The sequence below is a fragment of the Streptomyces sp. GD-15H genome (assembly GCF_045291515.1).
Lineage (GTDB): Bacteria > Actinomycetota > Actinomycetes > Streptomycetales > Streptomycetaceae > Streptomyces.
Map to the genome: position 1 here is coordinate 2,234,085 of NZ_CP149447.1, position 21,350 is coordinate 2,255,434.

Annotated in this window: 16 protein-coding genes and 5 pseudogenes; 11 read left to right on the plus strand and 10 right to left on the minus strand. The window is 70.4% G+C overall.

Translation table 11 applies throughout. From position 1 onward, the window contains the following. Window positions 1-200 precede the first annotated feature (200 nt). Both WJ438_RS10695 and WJ438_RS10700 read right to left on the minus strand, forming a co-directional pair. Window positions 201-1,304, minus strand: coding sequence for a Zn-dependent alcohol dehydrogenase (locus WJ438_RS10695; protein ID WP_406725023.1), 1,104 nt, complete (start codon window positions 1,302-1,304; stop codon window positions 201-203). Window positions 1,305-1,351: 47 nt separating this feature from the next. Further along, the gene (locus WJ438_RS10700) at window positions 1,352-2,035 is read right to left on the minus strand and encodes a hypothetical protein (protein WP_406725024.1); all 684 of its coding nucleotides are present in this window, start codon (window positions 2,033-2,035) and stop codon (window positions 1,352-1,354) included. Window positions 2,036-2,297: 262 nt separating this feature from the next. Here WJ438_RS10700 and WJ438_RS10705 point away from each other — a divergent pair, with 262 nt between their 5' ends. The 6 genes from WJ438_RS10705 to WJ438_RS10730 all read left to right on the plus strand — a co-directional run bounded on the left by WJ438_RS10705 (window position 2,298) and on the right by WJ438_RS10730 (window position 7,068). Continuing rightward, on the plus strand, window positions 2,298-2,666 hold the full coding sequence (locus WJ438_RS10705) for a LysR family transcriptional regulator (RefSeq protein ID WP_406725025.1): 369 nt from the start codon (window positions 2,298-2,300) through the stop codon (window positions 2,664-2,666). Window positions 2,667-2,695: 29 nt separating this feature from the next. Then, window positions 2,696-3,235, plus strand: coding sequence for a LysR substrate-binding domain-containing protein (locus WJ438_RS10710; protein WP_406725026.1), 540 nt, complete (start codon window positions 2,696-2,698; stop codon window positions 3,233-3,235). Between the two features lie 124 nt (window positions 3,236-3,359). After that, the gene (locus WJ438_RS10715; protein ID WP_406725027.1) at window positions 3,360-4,823 is read left to right on the plus strand and encodes a 2-hydroxymuconic semialdehyde dehydrogenase; all 1,464 of its coding nucleotides are present in this window, start codon (window positions 3,360-3,362) and stop codon (window positions 4,821-4,823) included. Between the two features lie 23 nt (window positions 4,824-4,846). Then, window positions 4,847-5,635 carry a 2-keto-4-pentenoate hydratase gene (locus tag WJ438_RS10720; protein ID WP_406725028.1) on the plus strand — a complete coding sequence of 263 codons (789 nt, stop codon included), beginning with the start codon at window positions 4,847-4,849 and terminating at the stop codon, window positions 5,633-5,635. Beyond that, entirely contained in the window at window positions 5,628-6,056 is a 429-nt protein-coding gene (locus WJ438_RS10725; RefSeq protein WP_406725029.1) for a RidA family protein, read from the plus strand. Before WJ438_RS10720 ends, WJ438_RS10725 begins: the two co-directional genes overlap by 8 nt. A 34-nt stretch (window positions 6,057-6,090) precedes the next feature. Next, window positions 6,091-7,068, plus strand: a complete 978-nt coding sequence (locus tag WJ438_RS10730) for an amidohydrolase family protein (protein ID WP_406725030.1) — start codon at window positions 6,091-6,093, stop codon at window positions 7,066-7,068. A gap of 637 nt (window positions 7,069-7,705) precedes the next feature. Here WJ438_RS10730 and dmpG read toward each other — a convergent pair. The 3 genes and pseudogenes from dmpG to WJ438_RS10745 form a co-directional block, all read right to left on the minus strand. Then, a complete protein-coding gene (gene dmpG / locus WJ438_RS10735) occupies window positions 7,706-8,722 on the minus strand; it encodes a 4-hydroxy-2-oxovalerate aldolase (protein WP_406725031.1) in 1,017 nt (338 codons plus the stop codon). Then, window positions 8,719-9,665, minus strand: a pseudogene (locus WJ438_RS10740) (acetaldehyde dehydrogenase (acetylating)). Before WJ438_RS10740 ends, dmpG begins: the two are co-directional and overlap by 4 nt. Further along, window positions 9,662-10,479, minus strand: a pseudogene (locus tag WJ438_RS10745) (2-keto-4-pentenoate hydratase). Before WJ438_RS10745 ends, WJ438_RS10740 begins: the two co-directional pseudogenes overlap by 4 nt. Before the next feature lie 181 nt (window positions 10,480-10,660). Here WJ438_RS10745 and WJ438_RS10750 point away from each other — a divergent pair. Beyond that, window positions 10,661-11,407 carry an IclR family transcriptional regulator gene (locus WJ438_RS10750; RefSeq protein WP_406725032.1) on the plus strand — a complete coding sequence of 249 codons (747 nt, stop codon included), beginning with the start codon at window positions 10,661-10,663 and terminating at the stop codon, window positions 11,405-11,407. Between the two features lie 105 nt (window positions 11,408-11,512). Here WJ438_RS10750 and WJ438_RS10755 read toward each other — a convergent pair whose 3' ends face one another. Further along, window positions 11,513-12,484, minus strand: a complete 972-nt coding sequence (locus WJ438_RS10755; RefSeq protein WP_406725033.1) for a LysR family transcriptional regulator — start codon at window positions 12,482-12,484, stop codon at window positions 11,513-11,515. Window positions 12,485-12,586: 102 nt separating this feature from the next. On the opposite strand from WJ438_RS10755, the gene WJ438_RS10760 reads away from it, so the two are divergent. The 3 genes and pseudogenes from WJ438_RS10760 to glpK all read left to right on the plus strand — a co-directional run bounded on the left by WJ438_RS10760 (window position 12,587) and on the right by glpK (window position 15,727). Next, a complete protein-coding gene (locus WJ438_RS10760) occupies window positions 12,587-12,952 on the plus strand; it encodes a YybH family protein (protein ID WP_406725034.1) in 366 nt (121 codons plus the stop codon). Window positions 12,953-13,261: 309 nt separating this feature from the next. Then, window positions 13,262-14,146, plus strand: a pseudogene (locus WJ438_RS10765) (MIP/aquaporin family protein); the annotation flags it as partial. Between the two features lie 64 nt (window positions 14,147-14,210). Next, a pseudogene (gene glpK, locus WJ438_RS10770) lies at window positions 14,211-15,727 on the plus strand (glycerol kinase GlpK). Window positions 15,728-15,749: 22 nt separating this feature from the next. Here glpK and WJ438_RS10775 read toward each other — a convergent pair. After that, window positions 15,750-15,941 carry a hypothetical protein gene (locus tag WJ438_RS10775; RefSeq protein WP_406725035.1) on the minus strand — a complete coding sequence of 64 codons (192 nt, stop codon included), beginning with the start codon at window positions 15,939-15,941 and terminating at the stop codon, window positions 15,750-15,752. Between the two features lie 173 nt (window positions 15,942-16,114). Between WJ438_RS10775 and WJ438_RS10780 the strand changes: the two genes are divergently transcribed. Next, window positions 16,115-17,248: a glutathione-independent formaldehyde dehydrogenase gene (locus WJ438_RS10780; RefSeq protein WP_406725036.1), complete on the plus strand. Its 1,134-nt coding sequence runs from the start codon at window positions 16,115-16,117 to the stop codon at window positions 17,246-17,248. Between the two features lie 228 nt (window positions 17,249-17,476). On the opposite strand, the pseudogene WJ438_RS10785 reads toward WJ438_RS10780, so the two are convergent. The 3 genes and pseudogenes from WJ438_RS10785 to WJ438_RS10795 all read right to left on the minus strand — a co-directional run. Next, window positions 17,477-17,809, minus strand: a pseudogene (locus WJ438_RS10785) (HAD-IA family hydrolase); the annotation flags it as partial. A gap of 322 nt (window positions 17,810-18,131) precedes the next feature. Continuing rightward, window positions 18,132-19,076 (minus strand): SDR family oxidoreductase, encoded by a 945-nt coding sequence (locus WJ438_RS10790; protein ID WP_406725037.1) that lies wholly within the window; start codon window positions 19,074-19,076, stop codon window positions 18,132-18,134. Between the two features lie 435 nt (window positions 19,077-19,511). Beyond that, a complete protein-coding gene (locus WJ438_RS10795; RefSeq protein WP_406725038.1) occupies window positions 19,512-21,014 on the minus strand; it encodes an ATP-binding protein in 1,503 nt (500 codons plus the stop codon). Window positions 21,015-21,350: the final 336 nt, after the last annotated feature.

The window sequence follows — 21,350 nt, forward strand, 5'->3', positions numbered from 1 at the left end:
AGGGGTGGGATCTCGCAGGCCGGCGAGCGTCCGGGAGACCCCGCACGGAACCAGGGGCGATGCGTACGACCGCCGCCGCCTCGCGATCACGGGGAGGGGGTCGTCCCGCTCGCGTGCCATGGGGACGGGGGAGGGTTCGCCTCGCCGGACACCGTCCGAAAAAGGTCCTGGCCGAGCCGGCGAGGACGGAGACCGGTTTCTCAGTCGAAGAGGATCACGCCTCGGAGGTTCTTGCCCGAGTACATGTCCTCGTAGCCGAGGCTGATGTCGTCGAGCGCGTAGGTGCCCGAGACGAGCTCGTCGAGCCGCAGGTCTCCGCTCCGGTAGAGGGAGATGAGCCGGGGGATGTCGATCTGGAAGTTGCAGCTGCCCATGGCGCTGCCGACGATCCTCATGTCGGCGCGCGCGATGAGGCTGACGGGCAGGTCCAGGCGAAGGGTGTCGGCGTTCCCCATGCCGGCCAGCACCAGGGTGCCGCCCTTGCGCAGCATCGAGAAGCCCGACTCGGCAAGTCCGGGGACCCCCGCCGTGACGATCGCCTTGTCCGCTCCGTGACCGCCGGTGAGTTCCTGGACGATCTCCTTGGCCTCGTCCGCGGTCGTCGCGGTCCTCGTGGCGCCGAGCTTCTTGGCGATCTCGAGCTTGTCCTGCACCGGGTCGACCACGACGGTCTCCGCCGCGCCCGCCATCCGGGCGCCCTGCACCGCGTTGATGCCCACGCCGCCCGATCCCAGGACGACGACCACCTCGCCGGGCCGCACGTCACCGGAGTGCACGGCGGCGCCCCAGCCGGTCGGCACCGCGCAGCCGAGCATCGCCATGCTCGTCAGGGGGAGGTCCTCGGCCACCTTGATGCACGAGAAGGCGGGTACGACCGCGCGCTCCGAGAAGGTCCCGAGCATCGCGTTGGCACCGACGTCCAGGTCACCGTGGTGGAACCGGAAGGTGCCGTCCGGCAGCGAGCCCTCGAACAACCGCGCGCCCTCGTCGCACAGGTTGCTCTTGCCCATCGCGCAGAACCGGCACCGCCCGCAGGCGGGCCGGAACGAGCAGACGACCGGGTCGCCGACCGAGAGCCCCGTCACTCCCTCGCCGACGGCCTCGATCACTCCGGCGCCTTCGTGGCCACCGACCAGCGGATAGCGCGGGCGCAGTTCGCCCAGGCGCATGTATTCGTCGGAGTGGCACAGACCGGCGGCGACGAACCGCACCTGCACCTCCCCCGCCTTCGGCGGGTCGAGCTCCAGCTCCACGACCTCCCAGGGGCGTCCGGGCTCGAACACCACAGCGGCTTTCGTCTTCATCTCACTCCTCAGGGCATGCTGGCGGGCACAGCCCACCACTCGGGCGGTTACGGACGGTGAAAGCGGGCGACGATCTCGTGGTAGGAGCGGCAGAAGGTGTCCTGGTCGATGACTCCCGCCCAGAGACCACCCCACGGCGCCTTGCCGGCCCGGCTCCGGACCAGGTCCTCCGCGGCGTCGGACTCGTAGAAGACCCAGTAGGTCTGGTGGTCGCCCGACGCGTCCCGCTGCATGCGCCAGCCCCGGTGGAACCCCTGGCCGCGGCAGATGTCGCCGACGTGTTCGTAGGTGTACCACTCGTTGAAGTCCCGCTCCTGCGCCTCCGCGTCCTGCTCCGTGGCGCGGAAGTCCACTCGGACGGCGACCAGCCAGCCGCCGTCGAGCGAGGACGCGTCGAAGGAGCAGAGCTCCGCGCGGGAGTGCACGGCCGGGTCCGTCACCGCTGCCGCCAGCGGCCCCCAAACCTCGTTCCCGCGCCGGACCAGCTCCTCGGTCACGATGCCGGGATCGATGGTCCGCCACGCCATGACCACGTCGAATCCCGGATCCACACCGGCACTGTGCTCGTGGTCCCGCGTCAGCAGGACGAAGGCGTCACGGACCGTTGCGGACGCACCGACCTTCTCCAGAGCGCTCTGCAGGTTCTCACGGTCGAGCGTGTGCGCGTCGACGCTCGGATCACGCAACCTCGCCGTGGCGAACACCCACGTCCATCCAGTTCCCGGTGCCATCGTTTCTGTCCCACTTTCCTGTGTCGCCGAGACCGGCCTTGTCTGCCGGTTGTTCACCCCTGCGAAGTGAGGAGTCCGCCTCAGTGCGCTCACCTCCGGCTGTGGCGCACACACTGGTCGACAGGGCCGGGAGCGCGCCAATACCTCTTTCCTGACGAGGTATGCCTTTTAGGTGTGGACGTCGGCGCCGACCCTCAGCAGGTATGCCTAAAATGGACATTACGGCGTCTATCCCATGCTCTTGGCGCTAGTATCCATGGGCATGGAGACACCACGCCTGCTCGACGGCCGACTCAAGCTGCGCCACCTCCTGCTCGTCGACGCCCTCTCCGAGCAGGGCAGCATGGTGGGTGCCGCCGCAGCCCTGCACATCACCCAGCCCGTGGTCACCCGCGGCCTTCATGATCTCGAGACGATCCTCGGCGTCCGCCTCTACGACCGCGGGGCCCGCGGCATCACACCGACCGAGTTCGGCGTCGCCTTCACCGAGCACGCCCGTACGGTGCTCGCGCAGCTGCGGCAGGCGGCCCGCCATGTCGAGGAGCTGGCCGACGCCACCCGCGGGCAGGTCGTCGTGGGCACCCACCTGGCCGGCTCGAACCTTCTCCTCCCCGGGCCATCGCCCTGCTGAAGCGCGACCGGCCCCAGCTGGGGGTGGTGGTGCGCGAGGCGAACCCCGAGGCACTGCTCACCGAACTGACCGCCGGCCGGGTGGACCTGATCGTCGGACGCCTCACCGGACGGGCACCTGACGGCGTACACCGCCGCAAGCTCTACGACGAGTCAATCCGCATCGCGGTGGGCACCCACCACCCCCTGACCGGACGGCCCCGGCCCACCCTGCAGGACCTGTGCGACTTCCCTTGGATCCTGCCGACCGTGGAGACCGCGTTGCGTCAGGAGCTGGAGACGTTCTTCGCCCGCCAGGGCGTGGAGATCCCCGGCAACCAGGTCGAGGCCACCTCGTTCCTCACGGTCCGGCAGCTGCTGAGGGAGACCGACATGGTGGCCGTCCTCCCCGGCCTGATCGTGGGCAGCGACCCGCAACTGGCCGCACTGCCCTTCTCCCTCGAACCACTGGGGCACAGCGTCGGACTGACCCTCCCCGCTCACCGGCAGCTCAACCCGGCGACCCGCGCACTGGAGGAGGCACTCCAGGCTGCCGCCGAGGACCTGCGGCAGGAACCCGACGTCGGCTGAAGCCGGGCGCGGACGGCCAGGGTCCCGACCTCGCCGCGCCACCCCGCAAGGCATACCTAAAAGACATACCTGATACCGCATTCGGCATTGGTCAGGCATGGCCGCTGTCTCTACGCTCGGCAGCATGACCGCACCCACCGAGGCTCTCAACCACGTCGGGGGCAAGTTCGTCACCGGACTCAGCACCTTCGACAAGGCCAGTCCCGTCGACGGCCGACCCGCCGTCACCGTCCATGAGGCCGGGCCCGAGCTCGTCGACGCCGCAGTCACGGCGGCACGCAAGGCGCTGAACGGCTCCTGGGGCTCCTCCACCGTCAGCGAGCGGACGGCTCTGCTCCGCCGGGTGGCCGACCGGATCGAGGCCCGCTTCGACGAGTTCGTCGCCGCGGAGGTGCGCGACACCGGCAAGCCGGAGACGCTGGTCCGCGAGCTCGACGTGGCCCGCGCGGCCATGAACTTCCGTTCCTTCGCCGACACCGTCGCCGCCACCGGGATGGACTCGTTCCTCACCGACCTGACCGACGGCCGTCAGGCACTCAACTACGCGGTCGCCAAGCCGCTGGGCGTGGTGGCGGTGATCGTGCCGTGGAACCTGCCGCTGCTCCTGCTCACCTGGAAGGTGGCGCCGGCGCTGGCCTGCGGCAACGCGGTCGTGGTGAAACCCTCGGAGGAGACCCCGTCCACGGCGACGCTGCTGGCCGAGGTGATGGCCGAGGCGGGCGTACCGGACGGCGTCTACAACGTGGTGCACGGGTTTGGCCCCGGTTCCGCGGGCGAGGCGCTCACCACCCACCCCGGCGTCGACGGGGTCACCTTCACCGGGGAGTCCGCCACCGGCTCGGCGATCATGCGAGCGGTGGCGCCGCGGGTGAGGCCGGTCTCCTTCGAGCTGGGTGGCAAGAACGCGGCGGTGGTCTTCGCCGACACCGACCTGGACCGCACCGTCGCGGGTCTGTCCCGCTCGGTGTTCCTCAACACCGGCCAGGTGTGCCTGTCCACCGAGCGGGTGTACGTCGAACGCCCGCTGTTCGACGACCTCGCCGCCGGACTCGTCGAGGCGGCAGGCAAACTGCGCCTGGGCCGCCCGGACGACCCGGCCACCACGACCGGCCCGCTGATCTCCCACAAGCACCGGGAGAAGGTGCGGTCCTACCTCGACCTCGCCGTCGAGGAGGGTGCCACGGTGCTGACCGGTGGCGGTGTACCGGACCTGGGGCCCGGGCTCGCCGGGGGTTCCTGGATCGAGCCCACCCTGTGGACCGGCGTGGACAACACCGCCCGCGTCGTACGCGAGGAGGTGTTCGGCCCGGTGGCGGCGCTGATCCCCTTCGACTCCGAGGAGGAGGCGGTCCGCCTGGCCAACGACACCGACTACGGCCTGGCCGCGGCGGTGTGGACACAGAACCTGGAGCGCGGGCACCGGGTGGCGCAGGCGATGCGGGTGGGGATGTCCTGGGTGAACACCTGGTACCTGCGCGACCTGCGCTCGCCGTTCGGCGGTGCCGGCCTGTCCGGCATCGGCCGCGAGGGCGGACGGCACTCGCTGCACTTCTACACCCAACCGACCAACGTCTGCGTTCAGCTGTGACCGCGGCGGGGACAGGAGAGACCATGACCGACCGCAGGATGCTGGCCGCCCGCCTCGACGAGGCGGTGCGCACCGCGGTGCCGATCCCTCAGCTCACCGCGGAGACCGAGCTGGACCTCGAGGAGGCCTACGCCGTGCAGGCCGCCGGCGTCGCGCTGCGCGTGGACCGGGGTGAGCGACCGGTGGGCGTGAAGCTGGGCTTCACCAGCAAGGCCAAGGCCGAGCAGATGGGTGTCAGCGACGTCATCATCGGCGTGCTCACCAGCGGGATGGAAGTCGCCGACGGTGGTGTGGCGGACGTGGACCGGATGATCCACCCCCGCGTCGAGCCCGAGGTGGCGTTCCGCCTGGGCCGCGACATCGACCCTCACGACCCGGACGACGATCCGCTGACCGCCGTGGACGCGGTGGCGCCGGCCCTGGAGATCATCGACAGCCGCTACCGCGACTTCAGGTTCAGCCTGGCCGACGTGGTCGCCGACAACACCTCGGCGTGCGCCTTCGTGATCGGACCGTGGCAGCAGCCGGGCTCGGCCGACCTGTCCGATCTCCCGGTCGACCTGCACGTGGACGGCGAAGTGGTGGCGACGGGTTCGTCGGCCGACATCCTCGGCCACCCCGAACGGGCGCTGGAAGCGATCAAGCGGATGGCCCGGCTGCACGGGATCGCGCTGCCGGCGGGCGCCGTGGTGCTGGCGGGTGCGGCCACGGCCGCCGCTCCGCTCACCGCGGGCAGGGAGGTCGTCGCCACGGTCGGCGACCTGGGCAGGGTGTCGGTGCGCACCGCCGGAGTGGAGGCGCACGATGGCTGAGGCGCAGGTCGTCGAGGGGAAGGCCACGCCGCGCGGCCGGTTCCCCCACGTGAAGGTCGTCGGCGACCTGGTCTTCGTCTCCGGGACGAGCAGCCGCCGGCCGGACAACAGTTTCGCCGGAGCCGACGTCGACGGGATGGGCGTGACCGACCTCGACATCCGGGTGCAGACCCGGGCGGTGATCGAGAACATCCGCGACATCCTCGAGGCGGTCGGGGCGGACCTGTCCGACCTGGTCCAGGTGACGACGTATCTCGTGAACATGAACGACTTCGGTGGCTACAACGAGGTCTACGCGGAGTTCTTCGACGAGTCCGGACCGACCCGGACCACGGTCGCGGTGCACCAGTTGCCCCACCCCCACCTGCTGATCGAGATCCAGGCCGTTGCCCGCCTGGCACCCAAGGAGGAAACCCGATGACCGCCGTCCCGTCCGTCTGCGAGGGATGAGTCCTATGGGCACCATCGATGTGCATACGCACTACGTACCCAACGGATGGCCCGATCTCGGTGAGGGCCTGCCCTGGCTGAAGGTGGAGTCCGAGCGCGAGGCCGTCATCATGGTCGGCGACTCAAAGTTCCGCCGGATCCAGGACGACTGCTGGAACGCCGAGGTGCGGCTGAAGCACATGGAGGAGGACGGGGTCGAGATCCAGGTGGTCTCCCCCACCCCGGTCTTCTTCGGCTACGACCTGCCCGGCGGACAGGCCGAGAAGATCTCCCGGATCTTCAACGACCTCGCCCTGGAGATCTGCGCACCCGCACCCGACCAGCTGCTGCCGTTCTGCCAGGTTCCGCTGCAGGACACCGACGCGGCCTGCCGGGAGCTGGAGCGCTGCCTGGAGGCCGGCCACGTCGGCGTGGAGATCGGCAACCACGTCGGCGACCAGGACCTCGACAGCGAGGGCATCGTCACCTTCCTCCAGCACGCGGCCTCCCTCGGCGCACCGGTCTTCGTGCATCCCTGGGACATGCCCTTCTCCCCGCGCCTGGACCGGTGGATGGCCCGCTGGCTGACCGGCATGCCCGCCGAGACCCACCTGTCGATCATCGCCATGATCCTCGGCGGCGTCTTCGACCGCGTCGACGACTCCCTGAAGATCTGCTTCGCGCACGGAGGCGGCTCCTTCGCCTTCTGGCTCGGCCGCTTCGAGAACGCCTGGACCATGCGCCACGACCTGATCGGCACATCCGAGCACCCGCCCTCGCACTACCTCGACCGGTTCAGCGTCGACAGCGTGGTCTTCGACCCCGCCGCCCTGCGCACCCTCGTCGACGTCCTCGGCCCCACCCAGGTCATGACCGGCAGCGACTATCCCTACCCCCTCGGTGAACGACCCGTCGGCGCCGTCGTCAAGAACGCCGAGTTCCTCGACGACACCACCAAGCGACTGCTGCTCGTGGACAACGCTCGGAAGTTCCTCGGCCGCTGACCTGCCCCTGGTCATCGGCGCGTTGTCCACAGGGAGCGCCGGTGCGTCGGGGACGTCGAAGCGCCGGTGGCGTGATACAGCCGGCCCGCCCTCCCCCACGTGCGACGTGTGGGAGGGCGGGCCGGCTGATGCGTGTCGGCTCCTTGAGTACGAACGCGGATACGGGTAACGCTGAGCTGTGACCAGGTGCTTCCGGGCGCCTGGGTGCTTCATGGGCGTTGAGGAGCGAAACTGGCGGGTTCGTGGATTCTGAAGGTCGACCGGACACGAACCTGCTGGTGAGGGCGGACTGTCGAGCGGTGGGAGAGGTGACGCCGCACAGGCGCATCAGCCGGACCGGGTCCGCGGTCTCTCGTGCCTCGTCGAGGAACCGGTCCTGCCGAAGCTGTGGCGTTGACCCCTGTCCGGTCGCGGAGCGCTTGGAAGTGCGAGGTGCCGACCGCCGGCTGGTCGACGTGCAGGACCGGCTGGTCGACGTGCAGGACGGTGAGGGGGCCGGCGATCAGAGGGGGACGGGTGCTCAGCGGCCGGCGGCGGTGACGCTCGACCAGCCATCCGCGAGAGCGAAGCCGGCGGCCCGGCACGCGAGGGGCCCGGCCGTCCCGAACAGGACGGCCGGCCCCTCGCGTGCTCCGGTTCAGACGGCGGTGCGGGCCGCTGCGAGGTCCAGCGCGATGTCGGTGATCATGTCTTCCTGGCCGCCGACCAGCCCGCGCTTGCCGACCTCGACGAGGATGGCGCGGGTGTCCAGTCCGTGGCGGGCGGCCGCGGTCTCGGCGTGGCGCAGGAAGCTGGAGTACACCCCGGCGTAGCCGAGGGTGAGCGTCTCGCGGTCGACGCGGACCTCCCGGTCCTGAAGGGGTCGGACGACGTCGTCGGCGGCGTCCATCAGCGGGAACAGCTCGCAGCCGTGCTGCCAGCCCATCAGGTCGGCGACCGCGACGAACGCCTCCAGCGGGCAGTTGCCCGCGCCGGCGCCCTGGCCGGCCAGCGAGGCGTCGACGCGGGTGACGCCGTTCTCGACGGCGACGACCGAGTTGGCGACGCCCAGGCCGAGGTTGTGGTGGGCGTGGATGCCCAGCTCGGTGGCCGGGTCCAGGACCTCGCGGTAGGCGCGCACCCGGTCGCGCACTCCGTCCATGGTGAGCCTGCCGCCGGAGTCGGTGACGTAGACGCAGCCGGCGCCGTAGGACTCCATCAGCTTGGCCTGGCGGGCCAGTTCGGCGGGCTCGGCCATGTGGGACATCATCAGGAAGCCCGCCACGTCCATGCCCATCTCGCGGGCGGCGGCGATGTGCTGGGCGGAGATGTCGGCCTCGGTGCAGTGGGTGGCCACGCGCACCGAGCGGATGCCGAGCGCGTGCGCCTGCTTCAGGTCGTGCAGGGTGCCGATGCCGGGCAGCAGCAGGGTGGTGGGCACCGCCTGGGTCACGGCGTCGCAGACGGCTTCGATCCACTCCCAGTCGGTGTGGGCGCCGACGCCGTAGGTGATGCTGGAGCCGGACAGGCCGTCGCCGTGGGCGATCTCGATCGCGGCGACCCCGGCGGCGTCCAGGGCGGTGGCGATGGTGCGGGCCTGCTCGACGGTGTAGCGGTGGCGGACGGCGTGCATGCCGTCCCGCAGGGTCACGTCCTGGACGTAGAGGGAAGTCATCGGGATGCCACCTCCGTGGCGCGGTGGGCGGCCATGCGTTCGGCGGTGCGCAGCGCGGCCGAGGTCATGATGTCGAGGTTGCCGGCGTAGGCGGGCAGGTAGTGGGCGGCGCCCTCCACTTCGAGGAAGACCGACACCTTGGCCGCCCCACCGGTCCGGGAGGCCTGCGGGAGCAGCGAGCGCAGCGGGTCGTCGGCGGCGACGCGCTCGAACTGCACCCTCTGCTTGAGCCGGTAACCGGGCACATAGGCCTGGACGCGGGCGACCATCTCCTGCACCGAGGCGGTCACCGCCGCCTCGTCGCAGTCGCCGACCAGGCAGTGCACGGTGTCCCGCATGATCAGCGGCGGCTCGGCCGGGTTGAGGACGATGATCGCCTTGCCGCGGGTGGCGCCTCCGACCTGCTCGATGGCCGCCGAAGTGGTCTCGGTGAACTCGTCGATGTTGGCCCGGGTGCCCGGTCCGGCCGAGCGGGAGGAGATCGAGGCGACGATCTCCCCGTAGTGCACCGGCGTCACGGCGGCGACGGCGGCGACGACGGGGATGGTGGCCTGGCCGCCGCAGGTGACCATGTTGACGTTCGGCGCGTCGAGATGGGCGTCACCGTTGACCGGCGGGACGACGTACGGGCCCAGCGCGGCCGGGGTGAGGTCCACGACGGTGCGGCCCAGCGCGCGCAGCACCTCGTCGTGGCGGCGGTGGGCGCCGGCGGAGGTGGCGTCGAAGACGAGCGAGACGTCCGCGAACTCGTCCAGCTTCACCAGGCCGTCCACGCCCTGGTGGGTGGTGGCGACCTTCGCCGGCGGGCGCGGGCCAGTCCGTCCGAGTCGGGGTCGATGCCGGCCATGGCGGCGATCTCCAGGGATTCGGACAGCCGCAGAACCTTGATCATCAGGTCGGTGCCGATGTTGCCCGACCCGATCACGGCGACCTTGGTGGTCATGCTCCCGCTCCTTCCGTGGCGCCGGCCGCGAACGCGGTCGTGACCGTGCCCAGGCCTTCGATGTGTGCGGTGAACTCGTCCCCTTCGGCGGCGAGGGCCATCGGCCCGAGCGCGCCGGTCAGGACGAGGTCGCCAGCCGCAGCGGGTCGCCCAGGCGGGCGAGGGTGGAGGCGAGCCAGAGGGCGGCGGTGAGCGGGCCGCCCAGGCAGTCGGCGCCGGTGCCCCGGGAGACCGTTTCGCCGTTCTTGGTCAGCGTCATTCGCACCGCGCGCAGGTCGACCCGGTCCAGCGGCACCGGGGTGCCGCCGAGCACGAACAGGCCGCAGGAGGCGTTGTCGGCGACGGTGTCGACGATGGTGATGTCCCAGTCGGCGATCCGGCTGTCGACGATCTCCAGTGCGGGCAGGGCGAAGGCGGTGGCCCGCAGCAGGTCGGCGACGGTCGGGTCGCGGTGCGGCAGATCGGCGCCGAGCACCAGGGCGACCTCCGCCTCCACCTTCGGCTGCAGCAGCCGGCCGGGCGCGATCGGCTCCCCCTCCGGGACCGCCATGTCGGCGAACAGCGCGCCGAAGTCGGGCTGGTCGACGCCGAGCTGGCGCTGCACGGCGGGCGAGGTCAGGCCGATCTTGCGGCCCACCAGCCGCCGGCCCGCCGCGAGGCCGCTCTCGACGTACCGCCGCTGCACCGCGTACGCGGCGTCGAGGTCTCCCGCGGGCAGGAGCGTGCGGACCGGCGGGCACGGCACACCGGTGCGGGCGGCCTCCTCCAGAACGGCTGCCGCCTCGGTCACGGCGGCGGACTCGTCGGCGCTCATGCCCGCCTCCTCGGGGCGGTGGTGCTGTGCTGCGGAACGGACATGCGGGCTACCTCCGGAACAGAAGCGAGCGTGCGATGAAAGCCGCGGGGACCATCGCGTCGTGATGGGACAGGTATAGGAGTGCGGCCTGAGCGATGGCAAAATCTGTTCCATGACACGGAACAGCGCGCAGGGAAATATGCTCGACAAGGCGGTCCTTGTCCTCGACTGCTACCGACCCGAGGGTGGCGCGTTCCGTCTCACAGAAATCGCCTCGCGTACGGGACTGGCCAAGACGACCGCGTTCCGCCTCTGCGCAGACCTGGTCCGCCTCGGCCTGCTGGAGCGCGACGCGGAGACCTACCGGCTCGGCGGCAAGCTCTTCGAACTGGGTTCGCTGGTGCCGCACCGGTACGACCTGCGGGAGGCGGCCCTGCCGTTCCTGCAGGACCTGTTCGAGGCCACGCACGAGACCGTGCACCTCGGGGTGCGCGAAGGCCACGACGTGGTCTACGTCGAACGCATCCACGGTCACGAGGCGCTGTCCCTGCCGTCCCGCATCGGCGGCCGGCTACCCCTGACGTGCACCGGGGTGGGCAAGGCCCTGCTGGCGTTCTCCGGCGCCGAGCTGGCCGAAGAGACGCTGGCCCAGCCGCTGCCCCGGCTGACCCCTCACTCGATCACCGACCCGGCGCGGCTGCGTACCGCCCTTGAGCAGATCCAGGTGTCCGGCCTCGCCTACGAGGAGCAGGAAGCGGCCCTCGGCGTGAGCTGCATCGCCTCGCCGGTCTTCGACGGACCGACAGCGGTGGCCGCCCTGTCGGTGGCCGTGCCGCGCGCTCAGTTCCACCCTGCCCGGCTGGCGCCCGCCGTGCGGACGGCCGCCCTGGGCCTGTCCCGAGTGCTGCGTTCGGGCACCTACGCCGCGCGCGGGACGCCTTCCTGAGACGCCGCCCGGCCGCACCGGGCGGCGGCCCGCCCGCACCCGCCCGCTCCCGCCGGTGGCACGGCGCACCGGTCACCGCGCCGGGCCCTCGGTGAATCGACCCGATCAGCCCGTACCTGCCGCACGGCACCGCCGACGGGTACGGGCCGGTCGCCGCTGTCCGGCGGTGGCCTCACGGGGCGGCGCGAGCGCCTCGCCGGCCGGGTCGCCGAAGGACTTCCGGCAGTGCACCAGCAGTTCCCGCAGCGCCGGGCTCTTGGTGGGCGCGGAGACCAGTGCCAGCACCGCGGCGATGTCGGCGTCGGTGAGGGGCACGGTCCGCAACTGCGGGTGCTGGGCGAGCATGGACTCGCTCAGCACGGCCACCCCCAGTCCGCGCTCGGCGAGATGGACCACCGCTCCCGGCGCGGCGGCCTGCAGGGCCACGGTGGGTGCGAGGCCCCGCGCGGCCGACGCCTGGTCCAGTACCGCCCGGATGCCGGTGCCCTTGGGCAGGCAGATGACGGGGTGGGCGCTCAGCTCGGCGAGGGTGACGCCCTCCGCGTCGGCCAGCGGATGTCCGGGCGGCACCGCCGCGGCGATCGCCTCGCTGATCACCTGCTGTCCGTCCAGATCCTCCGGTGCCCGGCCGGCCGCGCCGATCAGCGCGAGGTCGACGGCACCTTCGCGGACGTACTCGATCAGCTTGGCCGAGTCGTCCTCGACGAGGCTGATCTCGACGCCGGGATGGGCCGCATGGAAGCTCGACAGCGCTTCGAACAGCGGGGTGACGGTGCACGCCGTCACCATGCCGACGACCAGCCGGCCGCGGATCAGCCCGTTCATCTCGTCCACCGCGTGCCGGAGCGCCTCCACCGCGGCCAGCACCGCGCGCGTGTGGTCGAGGGCCACCTCCCCCACCGCGGTCAACCCGACGCTGCGGCCGGACCGGTCGATCAAAGTCGCGCCGAGGTCTTTCTCCAGTTGGCGGATCTGGGCACTGATCCCGGGCTGGCTGACATGCACGCGCTCAGCTGCCCGGGTGAAGCTGGATTCCTCGGCAACGGCGAGGAAGTATTTCAATTGCCTGAGCTCCATAACCTCAGATTATAGAGGCGATCGAAACGATTGATTAGACTTCTTCTGAGTCAATGCCGGACGATGGCTGGGCTTGAATTCGGCACCCTGGAAAGGAACGTCGTGTCCGAGAACGAGAAGGCCCTGAAGCCGGAGGACCTCACCCGTCTCTTCGTGGAACGCGCCAACGCCGGTGACGCCGCCGGCCTCGCCGCGCTGTACGAGGAGAACGCGGTGATGGCCTACCCGCCCGGCAGCACCACGGTGGGCCGGGAGGCCATTCGTCAGCTGTGGGAGAAGGTGCTCGTCAACGCGCCGCCCTTCGAGGCGGAGGACCCGCTTCCGACCCTCGTCTGCGGCGACATCGCGCTGACCGCCACACCGCCGAAGGACGGTTCGGGCGCCCGTGCCCAGGTGGTCCGGCGGCAGGCCGACGGCAGCTGGCAGCGGATCATCGACCAGCCGGAATTCCGACCGCCCACCGGCTGACGGCCACCGGGATCCAGCCCTTCACGTCGGGTGCCGTCGGTGACCCTTTTCCGTGGAAGATCCACGACCGTGCGATCCCGCGCTGAGCCGCCACACCCCGCGGGAACCGGCCTGACGGCGGGCCGCCCCGCCCCGGACACCGAGGTGCGGTTCGGCGCGAGACGCGGGTGAAGGCGGCGGACGGCGCGGAAATGGCGCATTACTCCATGGGAGGGAATTCTGGCGCCGCGCAGGCGGGATCCCCTCGGTGGACATAGGCTTCCGGTATTGGGGAGGGCAAGTCTGCGCCATTCCAGCCGAGGAGAACCGATGGCTGAACGCATTGTCCGTCGACGTGGTTACCGAAAAGGCCTCGCCGGTGAGATGCTCGCAGAATTCCTGGGAACATTCGTCCTGATTCTGCTGGGCGTCGGCTCGGTGGCCGTTGCCGTCGTCGGCCTGCCCGGATCAGGTCGACAAACGGTGGACTTCGGGCCCGCCAACTGGCTCATCATTTCGTGGGGCTGGGGTCTCGCCGTGGTGTTCGGCGTATATGTGGCGGGCGGTATCAGCGGCGCCCACATCAATCCCGCGGTGACTCTGAGTTTCGCCGTCCGAAGGGATTTCCCCTGGCGGAAGGTCCTGCCCTACTGGCTGGCACAGGTCGTGGGGGCGTTCGTCGCCGCCGCGCTCGTCTACGCGTCCTACCGGTGGGCGATCGACGCGGCCAACGCCCAGGCGGGGGTCCAGCGGGACGAGTCACTGGCGACATACTCGATCTTCGCCACATTCCCCGCCGAATACTTCGGGAATTCCTGGTGGGGCCCCTTGCTCGACCAAATCATCGGCACCGGGATTCTACTGCTGCTGATCTGTGCACTCATCGACACCCGCAATATGGCTCCGATGTCCAACCTGGGCCCGTTCCTCATCGGCCTGGTGGTCGTCGCGATCGGCCTGACGTTCGGCACCAACGCCGGATACGCGATCAATCCCGCCCGGGACTTCGGGCCCCGGCTGTTCACTTTCTTCGAAGGCTGGGGCGCCATTGCCCTGCCCGGAACCTTCGAATGGTTCAGCGGCTATTGGTGGATCCCCATTGTCGGCCCCCTCATCGGCGGAGTCATCGGGACCGGCGTGTACGACCTGCTCATCAGCCCGGTGCTCAAGGCCAGGCTCAGTGAGGCCGAGGAGGGCCCGGCCACCAAGGAGCCCTGGGCAGGCCACAGGCGGACGCGCCCGCACACATCTCGCACGACCACGAGGAGAGGTGGCCACAATGCCCGAATTCGTCGGCGCGGTGGACCAGGGCACCACCAGTTCACGCTTCATGATCTTCGACCACGACGGAAACGAGGTGGCGAAGCACCAGCTCGAGCACCGCCAGATCCTGCCGCGGTCGGGGTGGGTCGAGCACGACCCGGTGGAGATCTGGGAGCGCACCAACACGGTGATCCAGAACGCCCTCCGTGCCGGAAACCTGTCGGCCACCGACCTGCAGGCCATCGGCATCACCAACCAGCGCGAGACGACCGTGGTCTGGGACCCGCGCACCGGCCGCCCGTACTACAACGCCATCGTCTGGCAGGACACCCGTACCGACAGCATCGCCGCCGCCCTCGAACGTGACGGCCACGGCGAGGTCATCCGCCACAAGGCCGGCCTGCCGCCGGCCACCTACTTCTCCGGCGGCAAGATCAAGTGGCTGCTGGAGAACGTGGACGGACTGCGCGAGGCCGCCGAGGCGGGCCACGCCCTGTTCGGCAACACGGACGCCTGGGTGCTGTGGAACCTCACCGGCGGGCCCAACGGCGGTGTGCACGCCACCGACGTGACCAACGCCAGCCGCACCATGCTGATGAATCTGGAGACCCTGGACTGGGACGACGAACTGCTGGGCATTTTCGGCATCCCGCGCGCGATGCTGCCGGCCATCCACCCCTCGTCCCATCCCGAGGCGTACGGCCAGGCCCGCACCTCGCGGCCGCTGGGCGCCGCCGTTCCTATCGCCGGGATGCTCGGCGATCAGCAGGCGGCGACCGTCGGCCAGGTCTGCTTCTCCCCGGCGAGGCCAAGAACACCTACGGCACCGGCAACTTCCTGGTGCTCAACACCGGAACGGAGCTGGTGCGCTCGCAGCACGGACTGCTGACGACGGTGGCGTACCAGTTCGCCGGCAGCCCCGCGGTCTACGCGCTGGAGGGGTCCATCGCCGTCACCGGCGCGGCCGTGCAGTGGCTGCGCGACCAGTTGAAGATCATCACGAGCGCCCCGGAAAGCGAGCGGTTGGCGCGTTCGGTGGACGACAACGGCGGGATGTACTTCGTCCCGGCCTTCTCCGGTCTGTTCGCCCCGTACTGGCGCTCCGACGCCCGCGGCGCCATGGTCGGCCTGGCCCGTTACAACACCGGTGGTCACCTCGCACGGGCCACGCTGGAAGCCATCTGCTACCAGAGCCGCGACGTGGTCGACGCCATGGAACAGGACTCGGGCGTGCACCTGGACGTACTCAAGGTCGACGGCGGCGTGACCACGAACGACCTGTGCATGCAGATCCAGGCCGACGTGCTGGGTGTGCCGGTCAGCCGTCCGGTGGTCGCCGAGACCACCGCGCTGGGCGCCGCCTACGCCGCCGGGCTCGCCACCGGATTCTGGCGCGACACCGACGAACTGCGCTCGCACTGGCAGGAGTCGAAGCGCTGGAGCCCGGTATGGAGCGAGGAGCAGCGCCAGAACGGCTACCGGGACTGGAAGCGTGCCGTGGAACGCACCCTTGACTGGGTCAAGGTCACCTGACGACCGGCGGCCGACACGGCCGTCAGCGGTCGGCGATGTCCTCGCGGAGGCCGTCGGAGAACTCCCACCATGCCAAAGAAAGCCAGTCGCCGTTGACGAAGGCGTCGACAGTCGCGCCGCGACCACGGACGGTCACGGTCGTTCCCGGCGGGTAAGTGGTGCCGGACAGTCCTGGCACGGGGACGAGCAGGGTTCCCAGCCTCTGTGCTGCCATTTTCCGCCGCTCCCCTTTCATGATTCATGGTACTGCACCGGACACATATTTATGCGGAGAGTACTTGACTTGCCCGATCGGGCGGGCCGGAGAATCATGAGAGATGCGTCACGCGGAGAATTCCGGGGGCGCGGCAACCAGCAGCGCATATCGTCAAGCGGAAGGTTGCAACCATGAAGGCCGTCGTTTATAAGGGCCCGTTCAGCGTCGCTGTGGAAGACGTGGACAAGCCCAGCATCCAACACCCGAACGATGTGCTCGTACGCGTCAGCTCCACCGCGATATGCGGCTCCGACCTGCACATGTACGAGGGCCGCACCCGTGCCGAGCCCGGCATCGTCTTCGGCCACGAGAACATGGGGATCATCGAGGAGGTCGGTCAGGGCGTCACCTCGCTCAAGGAGGGCGACCGCGTGGTCATGCCCTTCAACGTCGCCTGCGGATTCTGCATGAACTGCGTCGAGGGGTTCACCGGATACTGTCTGACCGTCAACCCGGGTTTCCCGGGCGGCGCCTACGGCTACGTCGCCATGGGGCCCTGGAAGGGCGGCCAGGCCGAATACCTGCGTGTCCCCTACGCCGACTTCAACTGCCTGAAGCTGCCGCCAGGAGAGGAGCACGAAACCGATTTCATCCTGCTCGCCGACATCTTCCCCACCGGCTACCACGGCTGTGAACTCGCTCAGGTCCGCCCGGGAGAGAGCGTCGCGGTGTACGGCGCGGGGCCGGTCGGACTCATGGCCGCCTACTCGGCTCTGCTGCGCGGCGCCAAGAAGGTGTTCTCCGTGGACCGGGTCCCCGAGCGCCTGCAGAAGGCCGAGGAGATCGGCGCGGTTCCGATCAACTTCGCCGAGGGCGACCCGGCCGAGCAGATCAAGGAGCAGACCGAGGGCGCCGGCACGGACAAGGGCATCGACGCCGTCGGCTACCAGGCGACGGTGGGTGGCACGGAGCGCGAGGAGCCGGCGACCGTCCTGAACTCGCTCGTCGGCACGGTCCGGGCCACCGGAGCGCTCGGCGTGCCCGGCCTCTACGTCCCGGCCGACCCCGGAGGTCCGGACGAGCAGGCCAAGCAGGGCATGCTCCTCGTCGCGATCGGCAAGCTCTTCGAGAAGGGCCTGCGGATGGGGACGGGACAGTGCAACGTGAAGCGCTACAACCGGTTCCTGCGCGACATGATCATCGAGGGCAGGGCGAAGCCCAGCTTCGTCGTCTCCCACGAACTGCCCCTGGACCAGGCGTCGTCGGCCTACGACAAGTTCGACAAGCGCATCGAGGGCTACACCAAGGTGGTGCTGCACCCGTAACACCACAACCCTCCGTCCCAGGAAGAGAGGAGCGTGAGCACCGACCCGGTCGAGTGCTCACGCTCCCTTTCTCTGCGCCTCGCCCTCTCGGACACCCGACTGCCCACGCAGCAGCCCCGGCGCTCGACAGGGTGGAGAAGGGGGAGACACTCGGCGGTCCGGAGGTCGTCCAGGCGTCGGCGGACACGCACTACGGAGCGCCGGGCGGAACAGGCGACCGTTGCGCTTCTATGCCGCTGTGAGCGTGGTGGACAGTTCGTCCAGGCCGTCCGACCGCCAGTCGAAGGCGTCGGCCCTCCGCGGCGGATCCCCCACGGGTCGCCTCACGTAGGCGGTGCGCATGCCCACCGCCTGGGCCCCGCGGAGATCCCAGGCGTGGGCGGCGACCATCAGCATGCGCTCCGGCGGGCAACCCGCCGCGTCCAGTGCGAGCCGGTAGACCTCCGGTGCGGGCTTGCAGGCCCGTGCGTCCTCGGCGGGCAGGGCCTGGTGCCGGCGCAGCCCCGCGTACGCGTTGAGCCGGAGCAGGGACGCGCGACTGGCATGGGCTGGTCCCGACACGAGCAGGCGTGGCTGGACTTGACCATGATGTCCGCGCTCCGGTCGATGCCGAATCTGGTCGGCGCGACCCTGCGCATGGCCCGGCACGAGGTGACGGCGCAGACGGTCCGCGGTCTCCTCCGGAACGGAGGGATCCGTCGCCCGCCATCTCCGTCCCCGGACAACGGCGAGGTGTCCGTCGGGGGTCTTCTCCGGAGCCCGGCCCGCGTCCATGGCGCCCCTTCCGTCCCTCGCCGCCTCGCTCGGCCGTCCCGGTCATCCGGTCGAAGCGACGAGGACGCCGGTCAAGGCATTCGACCGGAACCGTCCGCCGCCAGAACTCCTACTCCCGTCCCGGAGCGGTTCCGGGACGGGTGGTGGACAGGAACACCTCCCAGTCGGCACGGCCGCCCGCGCCCAGCACTCCGACATCGGCCCCGAGCTCGCCGGTGGACGGCTCCCGCAGTTCGCGGCGGGCGATGCGGGCGACCACGGACGGGAAGAGCGGTCGCAGAGGCTGGCACCAGCGCAGCCACGGCGGGGCGTAGACGTGCCGGGCGCGGTGTGCGATGCCGGTGGCGAGCCAGTCGGCCACCTGATCGGGGCTGTGCACTCGGCGTGCGAACCACGGCTGATGCCGCCGCAGGGCCCGCAGGACCGGATGGTCGTCGATGCCGGCGACCATGTCGGTGCCGGTCCAGTGGAGGTAGGCGATGCCGACGGTGACCCCGTCGGGCTCCACCTCACCCCGTAGGGCCTGGGCGAAGGACTCCGCGCCCGCCTTGGACGCGCAGTACGCGCTCATCATGGGCGCGGACCCAAAGGCGGCGGTCGAGGCGATCTGCAGGAAGTAGCCGTGGGTGCGGGTGAGCTGCGGCAGGAAGGCCCTGGCCGTGTTCGCCGCCCCGACGAGGTTGACGTCGACGACGCGCCTCCACAGGTCGGCCGCCGTACGGCTGAAGGGGCCGCCCGCAGCGATCCCCGCGTTGGCCACGACGACGGCGGCCGGTCCGAGCCGCTCCTCGACCTGCCGTGCGGCCTCGTCGAGCGCGGCCTGGTCGGTCACGTCCGTTTCGACGCAGATGCTCGGAGAGGTCAGTGCGGCCGCCGCCCGGTAGAGGGTCTTCTCCTCGCGGCCCAGCAGGGCGATGCGCATGCCGTCCGCGGACAGGCGCCTGGCGAGGGCTTCGCCGACGCCGCGAGCCGCCCCGGTCACCACGGCGACGCGCCCACGCAAGGGGCTGTCGTGAGCTGCGGTGTGTACGCGTGTGCCGGTGAAGGTGCGCATGCGTTCCTCCTCTCTCCCCGCCCGAAAAGCCGGCTGTCCCTGTGCGTACCCGGAATCGCGACGTGCCCGCCACGGCACCGTCACCGGGCCGAGAGGGGGCCGCCGACCGGGCAGCGCTCACCCGCGTGGCCGTCGCGATTCCGCGAGAGGGCCACCGGCCCACCGGCAGCGTGTCCACTCCTGCGGTCGCGCAGGTGCCGACCACCGATTCCGCCGTCCGAGCGTCGGCGGGCCCGAGGGGGTCCGCATCCAGTGTCCTGTGGAGGAGCCGTACGCGCATCACCGGCACGAGGACCGCGGACCGGACCGGATGCCGTCCTGACGGGCCGCGCGTATGCGTCCCGCGCGATCCGGGGGCATCTCCGCCGGCGCTGTGCGCGGGCACGCCCCATCGCGCCGCCGGGGCCACCGATGACTTCGTGACAGGACTGGTGGTTAGCCGATCCCGTAGAGAGTCGCCAGGTCGACCAGGAGCAGATCTACGCGACCGGCCGCGGACTCGATCAGGTCCGGGTAGAAGCCGTGCAGGGAGAAGAGGGCCAGGGTGGTGCCCGTGGTGTCGTAGCCCTGGTCGGTGAGCAGGGTGCGGATGTGCTCCAGGCGTTGCAGGTCGCCGGTGCCGCGGCGGGCGGCGGTGGCCTTGGCCTCGCCGATGAGGGCGATCCTGGCACGGGGAGCCTGCGGGCGCTCGCCCAGGGCCAGGGCGAGGACATCGACCTCGTGCTTGGTGCGGGCCGCGGGGTCCGCCACCTCGGTGGTGCCGACCGGGCCGGGCAGACCGCCGGGAAGCAGGGTGTGGGCGTATCGGCGGGTGAAGGCGCGGGCGAGGTCCTCGAAGTGGGGGCCGAGGATCTTGGAGTTGAAGGTCGGCGCGGCGGCCTGCCACGCCTCTTCGGCGAAGCCCTGTTCGACGGTGGCCGCCTGCGGCAGGGTGATCAGCTGATTGAAGCGGATGACGGGGTCGGTCAGGGTGATGACGGGGTGGCGGGGACGCAGGATGTCCTGCTCGCGCTGGATGTAGCCGGTGGACTCCAGGACGTCGAGAGGGTGGGTGACCGCGTTGCGCTGCCGTTCCAGGGCCGCGCCGATCCTGGTGGGGGTGGTGGCGCCCCGGGCGATCGCGGTGAGGATGTCGTAGTAGAGGGTGTGCTGGGTGATCCGCGGATCCTCGCGCAGCAGGTACTCCGTCTCCGTGCGCGAGTACACCGCCCGCCCCGGGTCCAGGAGCGTCCGCGTCAGCCAGGCGGCGAAGCCGTCGCTCGGGTGCGGGCGGGCCGCCACCGGCCGGTAACCGGGAGCACCGCCGAGGACGGCGTGCACCCGCAGGGCGGTCAGCGGGTCCTCGATCTGCCAGAACACACGGCTGGCCCGGTAGTCGAAGGCCCCCAGCCGCAGATCAACCACCGCACGGCCGCGCAACGGCTTCGTTCCCGACAGCAGTTCGTGCATGACGCTCATCGCGGACCCACACAGGATCACCCGCGCTCCGGGTCCGGCCCCGGTGCCCCGCTGACGCTCGTCGTAGAGCTGCTGGAGCAGGCCGGGGATCTCGGGAGAGTGCTGGAGGAGATACGGCAACTCGTCGATCACCAGCAGCGGAGTCCGTGAACGCGCGGTGACGTCAAGGGCGTTGGACAGGACCTCACGCCAGTCGGTCAACCGCAGCGTGCCGGGCTGCAGACCGGCGTGAGCCGCGATGGCGTCGCTGAACCGCCGGAGCGCCGGCAGCCGTCCTTCCTCCCGCACCGCGGTGACGTACAGCCCCCCGACCCGCTCCGACAGCGCCTGCGGGAGATACGACTTCCCGTGCCGCCTGCGCCCCGACACGGTCCCCAGACGCATCGCCGGATCCGGGTCCGTGACGAACTCGGTGAGCAGACCCCACTCACGCTCACGGTCGACCACGTCCTCGGGCTTGGCAAGCACGCTCTCGTCCACCGAAACTCCCCACCAGCCTGGATCGACCACGATTCTGTCTCAGTCTCCTTAGACAGAATCCGTCCAGCCCGACTTTCCTGACGGTCGGCAGCAGAGGTCACTCGCGGTGATCGCCACAGAGCCGTGTCAGCGACTCCCCGACAAGGCCGTTACGGGCGTCACGCAGCCGCTCCCACCAGTCACTCCCGCACAGATCCCCAGGTGGACGGGCCCGATCCGCTCGACCTGCCAGATATCGCGAAACAGGTCGAGACCCACCGGCGCTGCTATCGAACCGCAGGTCAGCCGCTCTTTCCCGCAGGCTCCAGGATCGCCACGCACTCCACACGTGGTGCG